Genomic DNA, 20,408 nt, shown 5'->3' with positions numbered 1-20,408 from the left:
TGAGATTTGCCCGTAAATGCCTTCCTTCGATGAAGAATTATCCTGTATACACAAAAGCCCCTGAATCCTGGTGTCCGGCAGATGTTTGATCAAAACAAAAAACACGTATGATTCTATAAATCGTACGTGTTTTGAATTTAAGTCAGTTTTTCTTCCCGTTCTGCCGGAAGGTCACTGTCTTAGAAAACCTTGAACGGAGGCACGGGATTTGCCTGCGGATGATTGAAGTTGAAAGTTTTGAGACTTTCAAAATCTTCTTGCTTGATCCATGTTGTAGCAGCACCGGCAATCATGAGATTGATTTCGACGTCTTCTCGGTCTCGTTCCGTGAACGGAATGACCACGCATGGCTTTTGCTGGCTGCGGAACAAAGCAAGCTCATATGCGCAGCCGTCGTCAATGTTATCGAGATCGTACAGGAAAACGCCGATGTCGCTTGTTGCAACGGCAGTGCAGTCGTTTTGGAACGTGGCAGCAACCCATTCAGGCGTTCCAAAGACGCCTTCCGGATCGTTGTCCACGGTCGCGTCCTTGTACTGGAAGTCAAACGGGAAGTGAATAACGCCGACGGTTTCGTTTTGGTTAAGATATTCGCGCGCTTTTTTGGCGCGTTCTTTTTGAACGTCGTTGAACCATGGCGTGGCAAGATAAATTTTTGTCGTCGGACTTTTTGCAAGACCTTTGTCAATCATAATTTTTCCTCCTTGCGTGCATGTCGGCACGTTAATGTAAAATGCAGAGCGTGATTGCTGCTTTGATGCAAACGAGCAAGTCAGTATTCGTCCGTTTTCAAATAGTGCGAGTAGTAATCGACTGAAACGCGGGTTCCGTCAACCGTCAAGCGGGTCACCGAACCGTTTTTGGGACTGACGGTGATATCGACTTCGGGGTCAAAATGGTGGACGATGCTTCTGATCGTCGTTCCGTGGCTGACGATCAAAATGTTGCAGCCGTCATCTGCAATCTTGGCAAGATATTCAAAACCATTTCCGACGCGTTCCCAGAATTCCTGGTTGTTTTCGGCCTGGTGGAACGGGTCTGCTTCCTTGCAGAAATCGCGCGCATCTTCAATCGAGTACGTTGAGATCAGCTCTTTGAAAGTGCGGCAGGTGTGCGAGGCACCGATCATCAGCCAGGCCTGATTGGAATCGGATCCTTCGTAATAGCCGTAGCCTTGTTCACGGAAATTTTCAAGCGTGATCGGAACGGGCGTTTCATTGTCGTTTTCGGACAGAATATAGTTGCAGGTTCTCATTGCGCGCGTCGTATCGCTGTGAAACGCGTACGTAAATTTGATTTTCTTGAGGCGCCGACCTGCTTCATGCGCATCTTCAATGCCCTTATGGGTGAGCGGCGAATCGCACCACCCCTGCATTCGATTATAGCGATTTAAAATCGTTTGTCCATGTCTTACCAGATATATTTTATAGCTCATTAAAAATCCTCCGAAAAAAGTATATCATCATCAGCAAAAACGCGCTACTCGTTCATTTTGCTCAAGACGGCACGCAGCCTTGGCATGACGTCCTTGTCGCATGAGAACAAAATGTGGTCTCCGAGCTGAATCTGAGTCGATCCGTGCGGAGAAATCGCCCTGCCGTTTCTGAAAATTCGACTGATGGTGATGTTTTCGACGAACGGAATCTGACTGACTTCAATGCCGTCAAATCTGGCATTGTTGACGACGACTTCGTAAAGGCGCGAATTGCCGGTAATCATCTGGAGCGTTGACGGCGTTTCGATGACGGAGCTCATTAAACCGACGTTCGTGTCGAAAATATTGAGCGTTTCGACGTCGGCAGAAGCCAGCTTGTGATCCATCTCGGACATGCTTTGCGGATCTGTATTTTCCAGTTCGCAGATGACGCGCTTGACTCCGTATTCCTTGGCTTTCAGAGCCAGGTTGACGTTCATCTGCGGGTCGGTGTAGCCAAGGACCAGGATATCCGTGTCAAATACAGAGCTGTCAATCAAGTCCTTCGGATCAATGCTTGTCAGAAAGCTGACGTTGCCCTTGTAGCGGTAGGTATCGTAGTTTTCTTGTTTATGAGTATAGATCGAAACGTCATACCAGTCCGAATTGAGCCGTTCTGCGGCGTTGATCGTCACAAGGTTTGCGCCGATGATGTGAACCGTTGTTTTCTTCATGTCTTCCGGTTCGGACGAAAGGAGGCGGTTGAAGCAAAGCGGACCGAAAAGACAGGTCAGGATGCCGGCAATGAGGAACGCGCCTGATTGCTGGCTCGTGATGACTTTAAGGTCTTCTGCAACCGTCAAAACTGCCAAAACGAGCGTAATCGTCGTTCCGGAAAGAATCGAGCCGGCCAAGGCGTTTTGGCGTTTGAAACGCAGCCGCAGTCCGAAGAAGGCCGGAAGCTTGGCCAAGACGAACGCCAAAAAGAACAACGGAATCAGAACGATCGTCTTTGGATCCGCCAAAAGACTCGGAATGTCGAGCTTGACTCCGGTCAGGATGAAGAAGAAAGGAATCAAAAAGCCGTATCCGATCGCATCCAGCTTTTGCTGCGTGGATTCGCTCGGAGAAAGAAGCTTGATGACGATGCCGGCAACGAATGCGCCCAAGATGTTTTCTGCACCGACGTGTTCAGCCAGGACGACCAGAGTGATGATGACTGCAAACGACAAACGCATGTCGATTTGCGTGGTTGATTTGTTAAATTTGGAAAGAGCCGGGAAGAACCAGCGAAAGTGCCTGAAAATCATGGCGCCGGCAATGAACAACAGGCCGATGAGCCAAATCTGACTTCCTCTTCCGGCAACGACGGAGCTGTAGATCGTCAAGGAAAGCAGCGGGACGACCTCGCCTAAAACCGCAATCAGAAGAATCGTCTGACCGAACGGCTTTGACAGAAGCTCATTTTCCTTCAAAACTGAAATGACGACGCCAAGCGCGATTGTCGAAAAAAGAATCGTTGCCAGCAGGACGTTCGTGAACAGGCCGGTGAATTTAAAGAGAAATGCAAGCGCAAAAGCTGCGACAAAGCTCAAAGCGTATGACAGGACGGCGACTTGGACCGGCGTGATTTTGGGCGTGTCGTCTGCCTGCTTTTGTTCGAGCTTCGTCAACGGAGCGTTGTTTTTCTTGAAGAGCGAAAAATCGATTTCCATGCCGCTCAAAAATAACAGCAAGATTACGCCGAACGTTGACATGCTGTTCAGAATCGAATCGATGTGCACCAGGTTGAGACAGCTTTTGCCGATAATGATGCCGACGATGATTTCGGCAACGGACGTCGGCAGAAGTTTGATGTTGAAACGTGACAGAATCATAGGCGTTGCAAAGGCTGCAATGACTGTGATCATTAATGAGATATCCATGAAATCATCCTTTCTGATTATTTTCTTTATTGTATCAGTTTATATCGATTTTTTCTTGAAGAATGACCGTTTTGAAAAGACTTTAATTTCACTTTGAAGGGTGAAATATGCTAAAATAGATTACTGAAAATTTCTGAAAAGGGAGCGTTCAAATGGCCGACATCATCAAAGAACAAGAACAAAAGCGCATGGATTACGTCGTTGAAAAAATAAAAAATGAAGAAGAAACCGCCAAAAAGAAAATTTCCAGGGCATCTGCCGATACCAAGGCGATTCAGGCTGATTTCAAAAACAACGTTCGCATCAAAACGGGGACGTATTCCGGCATGATGGAAACGGCTTTGACCGTCAGGCAGCAGCAGATGCAGCTTGAAGAACGCGAAAACAGTCGCAATCAGGCGGCGCATCGTTTGGAAATTCTTGAACGGATGGAAAAGAAGCCTTATTTTGCGCGCGTCGATCTGATCGAACAGGGCGAAGACAAAAAAGAAACGATTTACATCGGATTGGCGACTTTTTCGAACGGTCCGGACGAATTTCTCGTATACGATTGGCGTGCGCCGATTTCAAGCGTTTATTACGATGGAGGCCTTGGCAAAACCACTTATGCGACGCCTGACGGGGAGCGCGAGGTTGACGTGGTCCTGAAACGCCAGTTCATGGTCGATGACGGCAAGATTCTGACTGTATTTGACACGGATGAAACGGTGGGCGATCAGATGCTGCTTGAGGTTTTGGATGAATCTTCCGACGTCAAAATGAAGAGCATCGTTACGACGATTCAAAAAGAACAAAACAAGATTATCCGCGATACGAAGTCTGATCTGCTGTTCGTTCAGGGGGCAGCCGGTTCCGGAAAAACGTCGGCCGTGCTGCAGCGCGTGGCCTATCTGCTCTATCGTTATCGCGGCAATTTGAATTCCGGTCAGATCATCCTGTTTTCGCCCAATCAGCTGTTCAACGACTACATCGATCAGGTTTTGCCGGAACTCGGCGAACACAACATGGTACAGATGACCTACTACCAGTATACGCAGCACCGCCTTCCGAAGATGCACGTCGAAACGCTCAAGGAACGTTTTGAAGAAGATAATCACGGAACAAACAAGAAAATCAGGGTCATCAAGGACAGTTTGAAGTTTTTTGACGCAACGACCGCATATTCAAACTATTTGGAAAGAAACGGGATGCGTTTCAAAAATATCATGCACAACGGCGAAATTTTCTTCTCGCGCAAGGAAATCAAGTCGATTTACTATAGCTTTAATGAAAATTATCATCTTGGCAATCGCCTGGAAGCAACGCAGGAAGAACTGCTCAAACGCTTGAGTTCAAGGGTTGGGCAGGAAGCCAGAACCGATCGTGTTCAAAAAGCCGTTCAGGATTTGCCGGCACAGGAACTTAATGCCTTGTACGGTGATCATCCGAGAAACTTTGTCGATGGCGACAAGGAACTCCTCTTTTTGTGCAAGCAATACGTGACGAAGGAATTCATGAAAATCAAGCGCACCATCGTCAAGAAACGTTTTTTGAACGTCAATGCTCAGTACGTTCATTTTTTGCGACACGTTCCTTCTTTGCTCGATCTTTCAAAGTTCGACGTTTCGGATGACGAATGGCAAAAAGGGGTCGAAAACACGATTGATCAAATCAAAAAGCGCAGTCTGCCGATGACGGACGTGTCCTGCTTCTTGTATCTGTACGACCGCATCACCGGCAAGAAGGGCGACATCAGAATGCGATACGTCTTCATCGATGAGATCCAGGATTATACGGCATACCAGCTTGCATATCTCAAGACGGAATTTCCGCGCGCCCACTTCACGATGCTCGGCGATCTGAATCAGGCGATTTTCACGAAGGAAAACAGCCACAGCCTGCTGTCTGAACTTTCGACGATGTTTGACAAGGACAGGACCAACGTGGTTCAGCTGACAAAATCGTATCGTTCAACCAGGCAGATTACCGATTTTACCAAGGAAGTGCTTGTCGATGGCGAAAAAGTCACTGCATTTAACCGCAACGGATCCTTGCCGACGATGACGATCGATGCTGACAGGGAACGCCTCGTTGAAGACGTCAAAGAACGTTTGCTTCAAAACGATGCCTTGAAGCTGACGACTGCCATCATCTGCAAGTCGCTTTCGGAATGCGAATGGCTGACCGAACAGCTTAACGTCAAAGGCGTCAAGGCAACGCTGATCAGAACCGAAAATCAGCGCCTCGTTCCCGGGACGATTGTTGTCCCTTCATATCTGGCCAAGGGTCTGGAATTCGATGCTGTCATCATGTGGAACGCCAACAAGGAAAACTATCATGAAGAAGATGAACGCCAGCTGGTCTACACGATCTGCTCGCGTGCCATGCACCGATTGGACATTACCGTTGACGGTGAGATGTCGCCGCTGTTTGACCGGGTTCCAAAAGATTTGTACGAAATGATTGAAAAATAGCAAGGAGGCTGGGAAAAAAGTCCCGTTTTCCTCTTGAATTACATTAAATGTCGAACAAAGGAAGTCGCAAGTCGACTGATTTTGTCCGGCATTTTTTATAGGTGAATTTTTTGCCAAATGCAGTGCTGTGCAGCTCTGGCTCAATCAATGCTTCAAGACTGGCTTACGGGCAAAACGTCGATTTTTGAAATATGCCCGTAAAAGTCGGCCCTCGGTTACGGGCAAAATGTTGATTTTTGGGGATATGCCCGTAAAATGCAGCTCCCGGTTACGGGCAAAACGCTGATTTTTGGGATATGCCCGTAAAAGCCAGCCCTCGGTTACGGGCAAAATGGCGCTTTTGGGGATTTGCCCGTAAAAGCCAGCTCTCGGTTACGGGCAAAATGGCGATTTTTGGAATATGCCCGTAAAAGCCAGCCCTCGGTTACGGGCAAAATGGCGCTTTTTGGGATTTGCCCGTAAAACCCAGTTCTCGGTTACGGGCAAAATGGCGATTTTTGGGATATGCCCGTAAAAGCCAGCCCTCGGTTACGGGCAAAATGGCGCTTTTGGGGATTTGCCCGTAAAATGCAGCCCTCGGTTACGGGCAAAATGTTGATTTTGGGGATATGCCCGTAAAATGCAGCTCCCGGTTACGGGCAAAACGGCGATTTTTGGGATATGCCCGTAAAAGCTAGCCCACGGTTACGGTCAAAATGTCGATTCTTGGGATGTGCCCGTAAAAGCCAGCCCACGGTTACGGGCAAAATGGCGATTTTTGGGATATGCCCGTAAAAGCCAGCCCTCGGTTACGGTCAAAATGGCGATTTTTGGGATATGCCCGTAAAAGTCGGCCCTCGGTTACGGGCATATAATGCCTTTTAAGTTTCATTGAAAAATATTACTTTAGCTCTATTTTGCCTTCAGTAAAATCTATTTCCTGCTCAATGTTTTTCCAATTGATGCTTACTTGTTCCACGTTTGAGCCACTTATAGTGTGCATCTCTGGTTATCCCAACTGTTCTGCACAGTTCACTGATTGACCAGCCGTATTCCTCGTTCAGTTCCCTGATAGTCTTCTGCCTAATTCCTTTTTCGCCTCCCTGTTGCTTATTTCGACTAATTTTTTTTGCGAAGGCTATCTCCATTTCCTGCTGATGAAGTCTGGCCTCGAGAAGTTTGTTTTCCCTCTTCAACCGGTCCATTTCAGTGAGTTCTGATTCCGGTTTGTCCTTTCCTCTGCGGTCACGCAGCGATTCCGGATTATTGTCGCTTTCGGTGTACTTCCGATACCATCCGTAGACCTGACTATAGCTGACATTGTAATGTTCAGCCGCCCATTTGTAGTCAACATCGTGTCTTATCAGCTGTTCAATGATTTCCAACCGTTCATCAAAAGTTGTTTTTCTGTCTTTCATCCCTGAATCTCGCTTTCCGGATCTACAATCCTCTAAGATAGATTCATTATACCCTATAATCGACTTATCTGGGTACGGTCTCTCATTCTGTGCCTGACGGATGTCTGGCTAAAGCAAAAATAAGTATGATTCATAAAAGCTACTATGAATCGTACGCATTGTCAACCACCATCGGCTAAAGTTGATGGATTATGAGCAGACCCCATTATATTGAGTATCTGAACCACAATTTGCATAGATACGGATGGTTTATCCAAACAGCCGTAGTTGTCTGGTCAGTGACTATCTAATTACCAGTGCCTTTTACATTCCCAGGTTGCCATAGGAATGATATATCAATAGTTGTTAGATAGTTAGCCTATCCATCCCATGACTAAAGTCACGGGATGGATAGGCTAAGCATAATTAAATTTAAGGCACCAGCCTCTTTTTTGTCAGGCTGACGCCGAATTTGAACTTGATAATCTTCTTTTGTTCAGTCACAGCCGAATGTCATCAGAAAAATGCGGTTGTTTTTTATTCATTATTAGGTTAAAAGACCTGCATTTCATCTGTGAAAAGCTTCCGGATCACAAGTCAGTTTCTCATCCTTCTGAAATCAGTCGGGCTGCATCCTCTTGACTTGCGGAATGCCTTCGAAAATGTGAAGCTGTCACCGTATCCGATTGAATCAGCGATGTTCTGAATGCTTCTGTCGGTGTCTTTGAGCAGGTGTTCTGCTTCCTCCATGCGGATTTCAGTCAGAAACTTCTGAGGGGATGATCCCGCAAATTTTTTGAAGAGGCTGTAGAGGTAGCTTCGTGAAACGGACAGCCCGCGGCATACGTCAAGGATGGAGCAGCCTGTGTCATAGTTGTCCCTCATGTACTCCACCGCAAGCCGGAACTGGGTTCGTGAGTTGGTTTTTCTGGTGACTTCTGCCGGAAACTCGTCCAGCAGGTCATGGAACATTTTGTAAAGCAGGGATTCGGTCAGCAGGCTGTTCTTCATGTTATGCGTCAAATGCAGCGATTCGTACAGCATGGACAGGCTGTTTTTAAATTCAGTGTCCTGAATCTGGCACAGGTAATTTTTTTCTGAAATGCTTGAAGCGGCGAAGATTTCGCCGGTCCTGATACCTGAAAGTCCGATCCAGCTGTATTCCCACGGGTTCTTTTCATCAGCCTGATAGAAGCAGGGGACGCCTTTAGGTAAAATGAAGCAGTCTCCCTGTTTCAGTTTGACCAAGGGCCTGCCGGCTGACGAAAATGTTCCGCATCCATTTCTGATATAATGAATAACGTAGTTTTCGCGGATGTTATTTCCCTTGAAGATGTAGTTTGGTTCGCAGCATTCAAGACCGTAGAAGATGATTCCGTTTTCGATGCTGTTGCTCTGCAGATCGCGGTATTCCTTTTTCATTTTTTCTCCAATGTGTAAATTTTCTGTCACTCAATGTCAATATTGCTTTTTATATTTGAATTTTCCTTGCCATTATAACTTTTTTTGAAAGAAGATGTCAATTTGTTCACTGAACATTATGACATCTAAAATGATTAAAAGACTATGTTGAAAAGACTTACATTAACGTATACTGAAGACTGTAAAGAAAGCGGATACACGAAAGGAAGTTATTTTCATGTCAAATGAAGGGAAAACAAAAATGAGCATGGGACAGCGTCTTGCATACAGCTTTGGCGCATTTGGCAATGATGCATTTTACGGCCTGTTGTCAGGTTATCTGATCATGTTCATCACATCGCACTTGTTCAATTCCGGCAATCAGACCGTTGATAACAAGATGATCAGTCTTGTGACGCTGATCATCATGGTCTTGCGCATCGTAGAACTCTTTATTGATCCATTTATTGGAAACGCAATTGACCGCACGAAGACCCGTTGGGGGCATTTCCGTCCCTGGGTCGTCGCCGGCGGGACGGTTTCTGCAGTGTTGCTGCTGTGTCTGTTTACGTCGCTTGGCAATTTGTATCAGAAAAATGCAATGCTTTATCTGGTCATCTTTGCCGTAATGTACATTACGATGGACATCTTCTATTCGTTCAAGGATGTTGGTTTCTGGTCGATGCTCCCGTCGCTTACGACTGATTCGCGTGAGCGCGAAAAAACGGCAACTTTTGCGCGTTTCGGTTCAACTATCGGCGGCGGTCTCGTTGGCGTGCTCGTCATGCCGGCCGTCATCTATTTTTCAGAAAAGACGACTTCGACCGGTGATGCTCACGGCTGGTTCATGTTTGCTCTCATCATCTGCACGATTGCACTCGTTTCCGCCTGGGTGGTCGGCTGCTGCACACGTGAAGTGAACAGCGAGATTCGCGAAAACAAGGAAGATACGGTTGGCGTCATCGGCGTTTTCAAGGCAGTTGCCAAAAACGATCAGCTCCTTTGGGTCGCATTTGCGTATCTTTTCTATGGAATCGGAGTCAACATTCTGGGAGCGCTTGAAGTCTACTATTTCACGTATATCATGGGGCAGCCCAAGTCGTTTTCAATTTTGTCAACGATCAACATCTTCCTGGGGATGGTTTCAGCTGCATTGTTCCCGGTCCTGTCTAAAAAATTCAGCAGAAAGACCGTATTCGGTGGTTGTCTTGTTTTCATGCTCTGCGGCATCGGAGTGTTCGCCCTTGCTGGAAACAACCTGGCACTTGTTCTGCTTGCTGCCGTAATGTTTGCATTCCCGCAGCAAATGGTTTTCCTGGTTGTTTTGATGATCATCACGGATTCTGTTGAATATGGTCAATGGAAATTAGGGCACAGAGATGAATCATTATCGCTTTCCATTCGTCCGCTGATTGATAAGTTCGGCGGTGCCGTGTCAAATGGCGTTGTCGGTCAGATCGCAATTTTGGCCGGGATGACGACCGGAGCTACTGCCTCATCGATTACTGCAGCAGGAAGAATGAATTTCAAGCTGATGATGTTTGCCGTTCCGGCAGTGATGCTGACGGTTTCCATCATCATCTTCATGAAGAAGATCACTCTTACGGAGGAGCGTCATGCCCAAATCGTTGCCGAACTTGAAAAGACGTGGGGCAAGGATCTTGGCATCAGTGTCAAAAACACTTCGTCGGATGAAAAGCTTTCCGTCAAGGCACCTGTTTCAGGTAATCTGATTGAGCTGAGCGAAGTAAATGACGATGTATTCTCAAAGGGTCAGGCAGGCCTGGGATTTGCCATCAGACCGAATGACGGCAGAGTGTATGCTCCGTTTGATGCAACGGTCCGCCAGGTATTTTCGACAAGACATGCAGTCGGCATTGTTGCCGATAACGGCATGGCACTTCTGATTCACGTCGGACTTGGAACCGTTGCTCTCAAGGGCACGGGATTCGTAACCTATGTCGAAGAGGGACAGAGGATAAGTCAAGGCGATGAGATTCTGGAATTCTGGGATGATACAATCAGAAAGGCCGGTCTTGACGATACCGTAATCGTGACGGTGACGAACTCCGATAATTTTGAGGACTTCACGCTGAAGCAGAAGAGCGGAGCTGAAATCAAGGCAATGGATGATGCAATGGAACTGAGAGTGAAGAAAGGTGAAGCAAAATGAATGACTTAATTGAATTTGACAGCAAACGGCAGGTCTTCCACCTGCACAACAGGAACATCTCGTACATCTTCTCGGTGGAGGAAGGCGGAACGCTCTGTCATCTTTACTTCGGCAGACGCGTGCAGAAATATCACGGCGAATTGAAGTATCCAAGGGTTGACCGCGGCTTTTCGGGCAATCTTCCCGGATCGCTTGACCGGACGTTTTCGCGTGACACACTGCCGAAAGAGTACAGCGGAGCGGGTGAGATGGATTATCATATACCTGCAACGATTGTTCGTCAGGAAAACGGATCGAATTCCCTGATGTTGAAATATAAAAATTACAAAATTGAAGACGGCAAGCCAAAGTTGGAAGGACTCCCGGCAGCCTACGTTGAAAATGAAAAAGAGGCACAGACGCTGACGATTACGCTTGACGATGAGTTGACGGGACTTGAGTACGATTTGCTTTATACTGTTTATCGTGACGTTTCCATCATCACCCGTTCCGTTAAGGTGAGAAATACAGGGAAGGAAACTGTTTTCCTGGAAAAGGTCGCCTCGCTTCAGCTTGATTTTGTCGACAGGGATTTCGATTCAATCTGCCTGCCCGGTGCTCATGCAAACGAACGCCATCTTGAGCGGTCATCGGTCGGATACGGCATTCAGAAATTCGGCAGCATCCGCGGCACGTCAAGTCATCAGATGAACCCGTTTTTGGCCCTGGCTGACAGGAAAACGGACGAATTTTCCGGAGACGTTTACGGATTTGCATTTGCATATTCCGGCAATCACTCGTTTGAAGTCGAGAAGGATCAGCTTGATCAAACGCACCTGGTAATCGGAATCAACGATTATAATTTTTCCTGGAAACTGGATGCCGGCTCTGAATTTCAAACACCGGAAGTCCTCATGACTTATTCAGACCAGGGGTTGAACAAGATGAGCCAGGCCTTTCATGAAATCATCAGAGAGCGTATCGTTCGATCGAAATTCAAGCATGCTGATCGTCCGATCCTTGTCAACAACTGGGAGGCAACTTACTTTGATTTCAACGAAGAAAAGCTTAAAACGATCGTTGACGAGGCTGAAAATCTCGGCATTGAAATGTTCGTTTTAGACGACGGGTGGTTCGGACACCGCAATGACGACAATTCATCTCTTGGTGACTGGACGGTTTACAAGAAGAAGTTTCCTTCAGGACTCGGGCATTTTGCAGATTACGTGCATGAAAAGGGGCTGAAGTTCGGTCTTTGGTTTGAACCGGAAATGATTTCCTACGATTCAAAACTTTACAGAAAGCATCCCGAATATCTGATGCAGGTTCCGGGACGCAGGCCAAGCCCTTCGAGAAACCAGTACGTGCTTGACTTGACACGAAAGGAAGTCATTGATGATCTTTTCGGACAGATCAGCAAGGTTCTCAAAGAAGGCAGCGTGGATTACGTCAAGTGGGATATGAATCGTCATCTGTCAGACGTCTATTCGGCAAGTCTTCCGAAAGACAGGCAGGGGGGAGGTTTACCATCGCTATGTTTTAGGGTTATACGAACTGATGGAACGAATTACAAGTACCTTTCCTGATGTTTTGTTTGAAGGATGCTCAGGTGGAGGCGGGCGCTTCGATGCCGGCTTTGCCTATTATATGCCGCAGATCTGGACGAGTGACAACACGGATGCCGTTTCCCGGCTGACGATTCAATACGGCACGAGTCTTGTGTATCCGATTTCCATGACGACCGCGCACGTTTCGGCAATTCCTAATCACCAGACTGGACGCAAAACGTCATTTGAAACGCGCGGCAATGCTGCAATGAGCGCAGTCTTCGGATACGAGCTTGATTTGACCAAGATGAGTCAAGAAGATAAGGATCATGTCAAAGAACAGGTAGCTTGCTACAAGGAGATCCGAAAACTCATACAATACGGCAATTTTTACCGCTTGAAGTCGCCGGTTGAAACAAATCAATCAGCTTGGATGTTTGTTTCGGATGATAAGCGCGACGTCTGCGTCATGACTTTCCAGGTTCTCGCATTTGCGCAGCCTTGTTTGACAAAGACAAAATTATTCGGGCTTGATCCTGAGCTTGAATACGAAAATCTTGAAACGCATGAAATCTTTGGCGGTGATGAGCTGATGGAACTTGGATTCTATGATCCGATTGTCCACCAGGACTACACATCAAAGATGTATCGGTTCAAGGGAATCTGACTTTGATAAACCCCCGGGGCATTTTGGCTCGGGGGTTTTGTTTTGTCAGATGCAGTGCGCATGGCGGCAATCGTGGCGGGGCAGCAGGTCGGATGGCAGTGGTTAAATTCCGATGCGGATTACGGGCAAAATGCCGCTTCTTGAGATTTGCCCGTAAAACCCAGTTCTTGATTACGGGCAAAACGCTGATTTTTGGGATTTGCCCGTAAAACCCAGTTCTTGGTTACGGGCAAAATGGCGATTTTTGGGATTTGCCCGTAAAACCCAGTTCTTGATTACGGGCAAAACGCCGCTTTTTGGGATTTGCCCGTAAAACCCAGTTCTTGATTACGGGCAAAATGCTGATTTTTGGGATTTGCCCGTAAAATGCAAATCTTGGTTACGGGTAAAACGCTGATTTTTGGGATTTGCCCGCAAGCGCAGCATTCAGCCCCGGATTTTCAAGTTGAGTCACAAGCTGAACAAGATGTTTGCTGCCTAAAGCACTGCATTTTTCATGGAAATTACTTCGCCAATCTTAAATAGAGAGTGTCCAAAACTTCCACCTTATTCCTTAATTGTGATAAAATGAACAATGTATTCAAAAAGGAAAAGGACACGGAATATGGAAAATCAAATTAACTACTATCGCATCGATCGAGCGGAGTGGCGCAACTTTTACAAGGACCACATCGTTCCTCTGACGAATGAAGAGCTTGATCGCATCAAGTCGCTTAATGACCGCATCTCAATGGAGGACGTTTCTGAGGTTTACATGCCGATGGTGCATCTTTTGCAGATGTTCATGAAAAATCATCAGCGGCTCCAGGACGATCAGGCGAGCTTTCTTGGCATCAAACCGCACAAGGTGCCGTTTATTTTAGGGATTGCGGGCTCGGTTGCCGTTGGCAAGAGCACGACGGCGCGTTTGCTCAAATCGCTTTTGTCCGAGGTCTATCCGGACAAAAAGGTTCAGTTGATTACGACTGACGGTTTCATCTTCCCGAATGCTGTCCTGAAAAAAAAGGGCATCATGAGCAGGAAAGGCTTTCCTGAAAGCTATGACATGCCGCGTCTGATCAAATTCGTCAACGACGTGAAAAACGGCATCGTTGCCAAAGCGCCCGTTTATTCGCACAAGGTTTATGACATCATTCCTGACGAGTTCGACGTGATCGATCAGCCTGATATTTTGATTGTCGAAGGAATCAACGTGCTGCAGCTTCCAAGCCATGAACCGATTTTCGTAAGCGACTTTTTCGATTTTTCGCTTTACGTCGATGCCAGGGAAGAGTACATCAAGCGTTGGTATCTTGAACGTTTCGGGATGCTGCTCGATACTGCGTTCAAAGATCCGACGAATTACTATTATCCATACGCAATCGGCGATCGCACCGCTGCATTTAAAATGGCGTCAAAGGTTTGGGAGGACGTCAACCACCCGAACCTGCACGAGTACATCTTACCGACGAGAAATCGCGCTGACCTGATCATCGTGAAGAGCGCCAATCATTTGATTGAAGAATTGCGCCTGAGAAAGTACTGATTTCCGATTAAAATTTTTGTATCTATTGGAAAATGCACTCAAAAAACGTGCATTTAGGTTATAATTGACTAAAATGTACGTAAAAGAATTGACCATCGCAAATTCAATCGGTACAATGAAGTAAGTGAGACAACTATAAAATTAATGAGGTGAACATCTTGGCTAATGTTGATATGCAGGCTTTTGACAAAATCATCGTGTTGGATTTTGGCAGCCAGTATAACCAATTGATTACGCGCCGCATCCGTGAATTCGGCATCTATTCAGAACTTCTGTCACACAAGCTGACGGCTGCACAAATCAAGGAGATGGATCCGAAGGGCATCATTTTGTCCGGCGGTCCGAACAGCGTGTACGATGAAGACGCATTTAAGGTAGACCCCGAAATTTTCAATTTGGGAATCCCGGTGTTGGGCATCTGCTACGGAATGCAGCTGATGTCAAACGAACTCGGCGGAAAGGTCGAAAGTGCAGAAAATAAGGAATACGGCAAGGCTGATATTCATGTTAACGATGAAAATGCAGTGTTGTTCCACGGATTGCCGCAAGATCAAAGCGTATGGATGAGTCATGGCGATCTCGTGACTAAAGCTCCTGAAGGCTTCGAAGTCGTGGCCAAGAGTCAAAATTGTCCGATTGCATCGATTGCTGACTACGATCGCAAGCTCTTCGGTCTGCAATTCCACCCTGAAGTTCGCAACACGATATACGGCAACGATATTTTGCGTCACTTTGCCTTTGATGCCTGCGGTGCGAAAAGCAACTGGACGATGGATGATTTCATTAAAATGCAGGTTGAAAAAATCAAGGAAGAAGTCGGCGACAAGAAGGTCATCCTTGGCCTTTCAGGCGGCGTTGACTCAAGCGTCACGGCCGCATTGCTCAACAAGGCAATCGGCGATCAGCTGACATGCATCTTCGTTGATCACGGTCTTTTGAGAAAGAACGAAGCGCAACAAGTGATGGATGCCTTAGGCAAGGGTCTTGGCGTCAACATCATCAAAGTTGATGCTGCAAAGCGCTTCTTAGGCAAGCTCGAAGGAGTATCCGATCCTGAAAAGAAGCGCAAGATCATCGGTGCCGAATTCATCGAAGTCTTCAACGAAGAAGCCTTGAAGTTAAAGGACGTCGACTTCCTTGCTCAAGGCACGCTTTACACGGACGTCATCGAATCAGGCACGGACACGGCCAAGACGATCAAGTCGCACCACAACGTTGGCGGACTTCCGGAAGACATGCACTTCAAGCTGATCGAACCGTTGCGCACGCTCTTCAAGGACGAAACGCGCGAACTCGGCGAAAAGCTCGGCATTCCGCATGAACTCGTCTGGCGTCAGCCATTCCCTGGACCAGGCCTTGGCATCCGCGTCATTGGCGAAATTACGGAAGACAAGCTCGAAATCGTGCGCGATTCCGATGCCATCCTGCGCGAAGTCATCGCACAACATGGTCTTGACAAGGAAATCTGGCAATACTTCACCGTTTTGCCGGGTATTCGCTCCGTCGGCGTCATGGGCGACGGCCGCACGTATGACTACACGATCGGTATTCGTGCCGTAACGTCCATTGATGGCATGACTGCAGACTTTGCACAAATTCCTTGGGATGTTCTCCAGGAAATCTCGGTTAGAATCGTAAATGAAGTCGCTCACGTTAACCGCGTAGTTTATGACATCACGTCCAAGCCGCCGGCAACGATTGAGTGGGAATAATTGAAACTAAGAGACTAAAAAATTAAATGTCGAACAAATGAGGTCGAATTGCGACTGATTTTGTCCGGCATTTTTAAATTTTGATATATAATTTGCCAAATGCAGTGCTGCGCATCTCCTACTTGATCAATGGACCAAGGAGGCTTACGGGTAAATCCCAGAAATCACCGTTTTGCCTGTAAAAAGCCAGAGTTCGGTTACGGGAAAAAGCATCTTTTCGGATATTTCCATCACAGCAGGCGATTGTCATGCATACGTAAAAAAACCGGATTAGATTTGCAATTGATTGCAAGTCATCCGGTTTTTCAATTTGAATAATATTTTTTATTTATTCAGTTTATTTCTTCGCTGCCTATTTGAAAGCAAGGCGATGTTCATTATGTAAATAAAGACTAGCCGTTCTCATTTCTGTATGTGTCAATAAATTCTTTGAAAAGAGAAACAGGTTCTTGTTGAAGCGCATCTGCAAGAATGATAAATTTTTCAATGCTTATCCAGTTTTTTCCAAGTTCCAAATTGGCTAGATGACGTACGGACACCCATTCTTTGCCGCCAAAAATGTCTTTGCTTGTTTGAGCTATAAATTTTTCTCTTGTATTGTAGGGATCTCCTAAGGCTTTTCTTTTTTGGGTGATCAGTTCACCGACTCGTACTAGCCCGGGATCATATCGTTTTCTTTCAACCATTTTATCGCCTCCAAAATATGCACCATGGTTCATTGATGTATTTTACAACGAGATATATACTTAGATCAAGATCTGAGATAAAAAGTCTTTTAACATAAAACAATGGAGGGACAGATTATGACAAAACTCAAATTTAAGGTAAATGCATTAAGGACGCTTCCTTCGCCATATAAGGCGGAAAATAAAGATGCTGAATCGCTTGAAACGATTCATTATCTGTTGGTCAATATGAAGGATCTTCCGGAAAAAATTCCGTTGGACGTCAATCCAAGAGTTCCCAAAATGGGAACGAACGTAGCGAAAAGGCTGCTGAATGCCGTAGTTGAACCGGAAACTGATTTTTATATCAATAATCGCGGCATCGTAATTTCAGCGAAATCCTTGGTTTTCAACAGCTCAAATTCAGAGGTTACGATCGATATCGGAAATCAGGACGACGATGATGAAAATGACGACAGATATAATTACGGGATTCTTGACGGCGGACATACATATACGGCAATTATGGAAAAGAGGGATGAGATTCCGGAAGACATCGTTAAATATGTGCGCGTCGAAGTGATCACAAACGTTGTTAATATTACGAGGTTGTCCGATGCAAGAAACACGTCCGTTCAAGTTTCGGATATCGCATTGTTCAATCTTGAAGACAGCTTTGACGATATCAGAGATGCGATTAAAAATGAACCATATGCTGACAAAATTGCGTATAAAGACAATGAGAGAAAACAGATCAACATTTCAGAACTTCTGAGATTAATGTACGCATTTGACATTGTTAAATATCCTGATGATAATGCTGCGCCGATTCAAAGCTATTCCGGAAAGGCCCAAGTATTCAAGCGATACAAAGATGCATTTGATACTGCATTTTATAAGTCGCTGACCAAGCAATTGCCGCTTCTCGTTGATTTGTATGACTTGATCGAAAGAGAGTTGTACCTCAAGTACAATGACTACAAGAAGAAATCGGGGGTTGCTACGCCAAGATTCGGAAACGTAAAAGGCGTTGAAAATATTGAAAAAGGAACCAAAACGAATTTTCTCAATAGTGAGACGTCTTATTCAATTTCAAGCGGATATATTTACCCTATTTTTGGGGCATTCCGTTCGCTGCTGAAGTTTGATGAAAATTCAGGGGAAGTTTCCTGGCTGTTCAACCCGTTAGAGATGTGGGATGAGGTGGGAACAACCATTGCTCAAAATACTTTTGAGAGCAGCAACAACCCGCAATTGGCCGGAAAAGACAAGCAACTGTGGCTGTCAAACTACAGAATTGTTGAAACGCAGAGTTTGCGCAATCTTCTTAACAAGAATTAAGTTGATTGTAAAACTGATTTTTAAAATGACTGATACGAAGAAAAAATTATTGTAGAGAGATTGATAACTTGCTTTGATAGAAGCATCAGACACGAAAAAGAAGTTATTTTCGAAAGCAAATCTTATGAATATCATAAAAATATTTAATTGATCGTTTTGACTCGGGAGCTGCTAAAAACCTCCAATACTATAATAAGGTTTATTCTTACAGGTTGATCGAACATGCATGAAGGAACGGACGAAGAATATAGGGAAAAAGTGCTTCGTAAGTCTGATCTGGAAAAGATGATAGCAGTTGAGGCTATGATGAAGACGAGGATGAAGAATTTGAAGCTCCAAGCAGGGACAAAATAAAGGGAAAAATCTGCCTCAAACAAAAAGCAGGATTATTTGCAATTAATTGCAAATAATCCTGGCTTTTTTTGTATGCGTGGCAATCTTCTTCTATGATGTAAACAGCCGAAAAGAGTCTATCGGCGAATTGAATGAGAGATTGGCACGCTGATTTAGCGAGCACTGCATTTGTCAAAAGCCCTGCCGTTTACGGACACATCGATGAAAATGGGCCTTCTGTCCGTAAATGGCCTGCTCGAAAAATGGCTATTACGGACAAAATGACCAAAAATGGTCGTTTGTCCGTAAAATGCGTTTTGCTTACGGACAAATCATCAAAAACGGGCGCTTTGTCCGTAATATTGCCTTGAATCTCTGCTCAAGCAGACGCTGCGCAACGCTCTGCATGCTTAATTGCAGCCAACCTTGAACGTGCCTGATTTTGCCGGAAGAATCGAGAAATCATACCATTCGCCGATTCCGTCATAGAGTTGGAAAACCGTCAAAAACCGGCGCTTTTCTTCAGTCGGATAGATGTCGTACATGTAGGGGTTCTTGTCCAAGAGGCGTTTTCCCCGGATTTTGTCTACTTTCAGGGGCATGCGACAATGCGAGGTTACGGGCAAAATGGCGATTCTTGAGATTTGCCCGTAACCCCCGTTCAAAAGAAACCGTCATAAACGAAGAAGCACATGACAACAATGCGCTTCCGGAATTTTTTAGTCCAATTTTACCGCGGTTCCGCTGCACGTAACCATCAGCATCCCGTTGTCGGAGCCTAGAACTTCATAGTCCATCTTCACACCGACAACCGCATCGCAGCCGCGTTTTTTGGCACGGTCGGCCATTTCGTTCAAGGCTTCTTCGCGTGCTTCGACAAGTTCGTCTTCGTATCCTTTGGAACGACCGCCGAAAACGTTGCGTAAGCCGGCACCGATATCTTTGAGAACGTTGATTCCGGTAATGACTTCGCCGAAGACGATGCCTTCGTACGAAGTGATTGTTCTGTTTTCAACGCTTGTCGTAGTCGTAACGATCATTATGATCACCCCTCTTTTGATTTCTTCGTGTATTATAGCCCACCTTGCGGGCAATTGTCAAAACATATGCTATAATAGGCGAATAATTTATATGGGGTGATTAGGTGATACTTTTAGTTATAGACGTTCAAAAGCTGATTATGACGGATGATTTGTATGATTTTGCTCGTTTTGAAAATACAGTCGGGAAACTGATTTGTGCAGCACGAGAGTCGGGCACTGAAGTCATTTACGTCCGCCACGATGATGGCGAAGGAGAAGAATTGACCAAGGGCAAGGCGGGTTTTGAAATTTATGACGGCTTTAAACCGCAGCCTAGTGAAAAAATCTTCACCAAAACCGTCAACAGTTGCTTTAAAGAAAGCGGCCTGCTTGAATATTTGCGAGAAAAACAAGTAAAAGAAGTTGCGATTGCGGGACTCATGACTGATTATTGCATCGATGCGACCGTCAAGTGCGGCTTTGAACATGGTTTTTCCATCATAGTTCCGAAGCATGCGAACACCACGACGGATAACGAATACATGACGGGCAAGCAAACATATGAGTATTATAACGGATTCATTTGGCAAGGGCGGTATGCGCACTGCATTTCGCCAGAGGAAACGATTGGAGAGGATGAAACATTGAAAAAAAGCGCTCTTGGTAATTGACATGCAAAACGTTTCGGTCAGGAAAAATCACGCTTCATACTTCAAGTATGATTGCGAAAAGCTGATCGGTGTCGTGAATGGAGTCATTGACGACAATCGATTTTATATTGGAAAATGCCTCAGATTTGAAGCTGCAAGCAAAATAATTCCTTTGCCAATTGATTAGTGATAAAATTCAAGCGATGATATTTGAAGGAGGATTTT

The 20,408-nt window shown here is 45.7% G+C and carries 16 protein-coding genes and 2 pseudogenes; 10 read left to right on the top strand and 8 right to left on the bottom strand.

All coding sequences use genetic code 11. The features are described from left to right. Positions 1-179: 179 nt before the first annotated feature. From LRC_RS09395 to LRC_RS09385, 3 genes are all read right to left on the bottom strand, one after another. Positions 180-692, bottom strand: coding sequence for a nucleoside 2-deoxyribosyltransferase (locus LRC_RS09395; RefSeq protein ID WP_003692229.1), 513 nt, complete (start codon positions 690-692; stop codon positions 180-182). Positions 693-772: 80 nt separating this feature from the next. Further along, positions 773-1,435 (bottom strand): histidine phosphatase family protein, encoded by a 663-nt coding sequence (locus tag LRC_RS09390; RefSeq protein ID WP_014074194.1) that lies wholly within the window; start codon positions 1,433-1,435, stop codon positions 773-775. Positions 1,436-1,479: 44 nt separating this feature from the next. Then, on the bottom strand, positions 1,480-3,339 hold the full coding sequence (locus LRC_RS09385) for a monovalent cation:proton antiporter family protein (protein WP_014074193.1): 1,860 nt from the start codon (positions 3,337-3,339) through the stop codon (positions 1,480-1,482). Between the two features lie 152 nt (positions 3,340-3,491). Between LRC_RS09385 and helD the strand changes: the two genes are divergently transcribed. Next, positions 3,492-5,792, top strand: a complete 2,301-nt coding sequence (helD, locus tag LRC_RS09380) for an RNA polymerase recycling motor HelD (RefSeq protein ID WP_014074192.1) — start codon at positions 3,492-3,494, stop codon at positions 5,790-5,792. Between the two features lie 1,039 nt (positions 5,793-6,831). Here the strand turns inward: helD and LRC_RS09375 are convergent. Both LRC_RS09375 and LRC_RS09370 read right to left on the bottom strand, forming a co-directional pair. After that, positions 6,832-7,290, bottom strand: a pseudogene (locus LRC_RS09375) (helix-turn-helix domain-containing protein); the annotation flags it as partial. Between the two features lie 475 nt (positions 7,291-7,765). After that, positions 7,766-8,590, bottom strand: coding sequence for an AraC family transcriptional regulator (locus LRC_RS09370; RefSeq protein ID WP_014074190.1), 825 nt, complete (start codon positions 8,588-8,590; stop codon positions 7,766-7,768). 217 nt (positions 8,591-8,807) lie between these two features. Here LRC_RS09370 and LRC_RS09365 point away from each other — a divergent pair, with 217 nt between their 5' ends. The 4 genes and pseudogenes from LRC_RS09365 (at position 8,808) to guaA (ending at position 16,172) form a co-directional block, all read left to right on the top strand. Beyond that, the gene (locus LRC_RS09365) at positions 8,808-10,742 is read left to right on the top strand and encodes a sugar MFS transporter (RefSeq protein WP_014074189.1); all 1,935 of its coding nucleotides are present in this window, start codon (positions 8,808-8,810) and stop codon (positions 10,740-10,742) included. Beyond that, positions 10,739-12,935: pseudogene (locus LRC_RS09360) on the top strand (alpha-galactosidase). The gene LRC_RS09365 and the pseudogene LRC_RS09360 overlap by 4 nt, the downstream one beginning before the upstream one ends. Positions 12,936-13,539: 604 nt before the next feature. Next, positions 13,540-14,460, top strand: a complete 921-nt coding sequence (gene coaA / locus LRC_RS09355; RefSeq protein WP_014074188.1) for a type I pantothenate kinase — start codon at positions 13,540-13,542, stop codon at positions 14,458-14,460. A 158-nt stretch (positions 14,461-14,618) separates the two neighbouring features. Further along, positions 14,619-16,172: a glutamine-hydrolyzing GMP synthase gene (gene guaA / locus LRC_RS09350; protein ID WP_014074187.1), complete on the top strand. Its 1,554-nt coding sequence runs from the start codon at positions 14,619-14,621 to the stop codon at positions 16,170-16,172. A 392-nt stretch (positions 16,173-16,564) separates the two neighbouring features. Here the strand turns inward: guaA and LRC_RS09345 are convergent, their stop codons facing one another. Next, a complete protein-coding gene (locus LRC_RS09345) occupies positions 16,565-16,858 on the bottom strand; it encodes a hypothetical protein (protein ID WP_014074186.1) in 294 nt (97 codons plus the stop codon). Between the two features lie 117 nt (positions 16,859-16,975). Between LRC_RS09345 and LRC_RS09340 the strand changes: the two genes are divergently transcribed. The 3 genes from LRC_RS09340 (at position 16,976) to LRC_RS12320 (ending at position 18,882) form a co-directional block, all read left to right on the top strand. Further along, entirely contained in the window at positions 16,976-18,178 is a 1,203-nt protein-coding gene (locus LRC_RS09340) for an AIPR family protein (protein ID WP_041820170.1), read from the top strand. A 222-nt stretch (positions 18,179-18,400) separates the two neighbouring features. Then, complete coding sequence (locus LRC_RS12110; RefSeq protein ID WP_014074184.1) at positions 18,401-18,532, top strand: hypothetical protein; 132 nt, start codon at positions 18,401-18,403, stop codon at positions 18,530-18,532. A gap of 131 nt (positions 18,533-18,663) precedes the next feature. After that, the gene (locus LRC_RS12320; protein ID WP_420805670.1) at positions 18,664-18,882 is read left to right on the top strand and encodes a hypothetical protein; all 219 of its coding nucleotides are present in this window, start codon (positions 18,664-18,666) and stop codon (positions 18,880-18,882) included. Between the two features lie 39 nt (positions 18,883-18,921). On the opposite strand, the gene LRC_RS12105 is transcribed toward LRC_RS12320, so the two are convergent. Continuing rightward, positions 18,922-19,056: a hypothetical protein gene (locus LRC_RS12105; protein ID WP_258414314.1), complete on the bottom strand. Its 135-nt coding sequence runs from the start codon at positions 19,054-19,056 to the stop codon at positions 18,922-18,924. Positions 19,057-19,230: 174 nt separating this feature from the next. Continuing rightward, the gene (locus tag LRC_RS09325) at positions 19,231-19,551 is read right to left on the bottom strand and encodes a putative heavy metal-binding protein (protein ID WP_014074182.1); all 321 of its coding nucleotides are present in this window, start codon (positions 19,549-19,551) and stop codon (positions 19,231-19,233) included. Between the two features lie 104 nt (positions 19,552-19,655). On the opposite strand from LRC_RS09325, the gene LRC_RS09320 reads away from it, so the two are divergent. Then, positions 19,656-20,204, top strand: coding sequence for a cysteine hydrolase family protein (locus LRC_RS09320; protein ID WP_014074181.1), 549 nt, complete (start codon positions 19,656-19,658; stop codon positions 20,202-20,204). Continuing rightward, a complete protein-coding gene (locus LRC_RS11610) occupies positions 20,194-20,370 on the top strand; it encodes a hypothetical protein (RefSeq protein ID WP_167317003.1) in 177 nt (58 codons plus the stop codon). The genes LRC_RS09320 and LRC_RS11610 overlap by 11 nt, the downstream gene beginning before the upstream one ends. Positions 20,371-20,408 lie beyond the last annotated feature (38 nt).

Source organism: Ligilactobacillus ruminis ATCC 27782 (assembly GCF_000224985.1).
Taxonomy (GTDB): domain Bacteria; phylum Bacillota; class Bacilli; order Lactobacillales; family Lactobacillaceae; genus Ligilactobacillus; species Ligilactobacillus ruminis.
The sequence above is the reverse complement of the archived record's forward strand: the minus strand, read 5'-3'. Positions and strand labels throughout refer to the sequence as shown.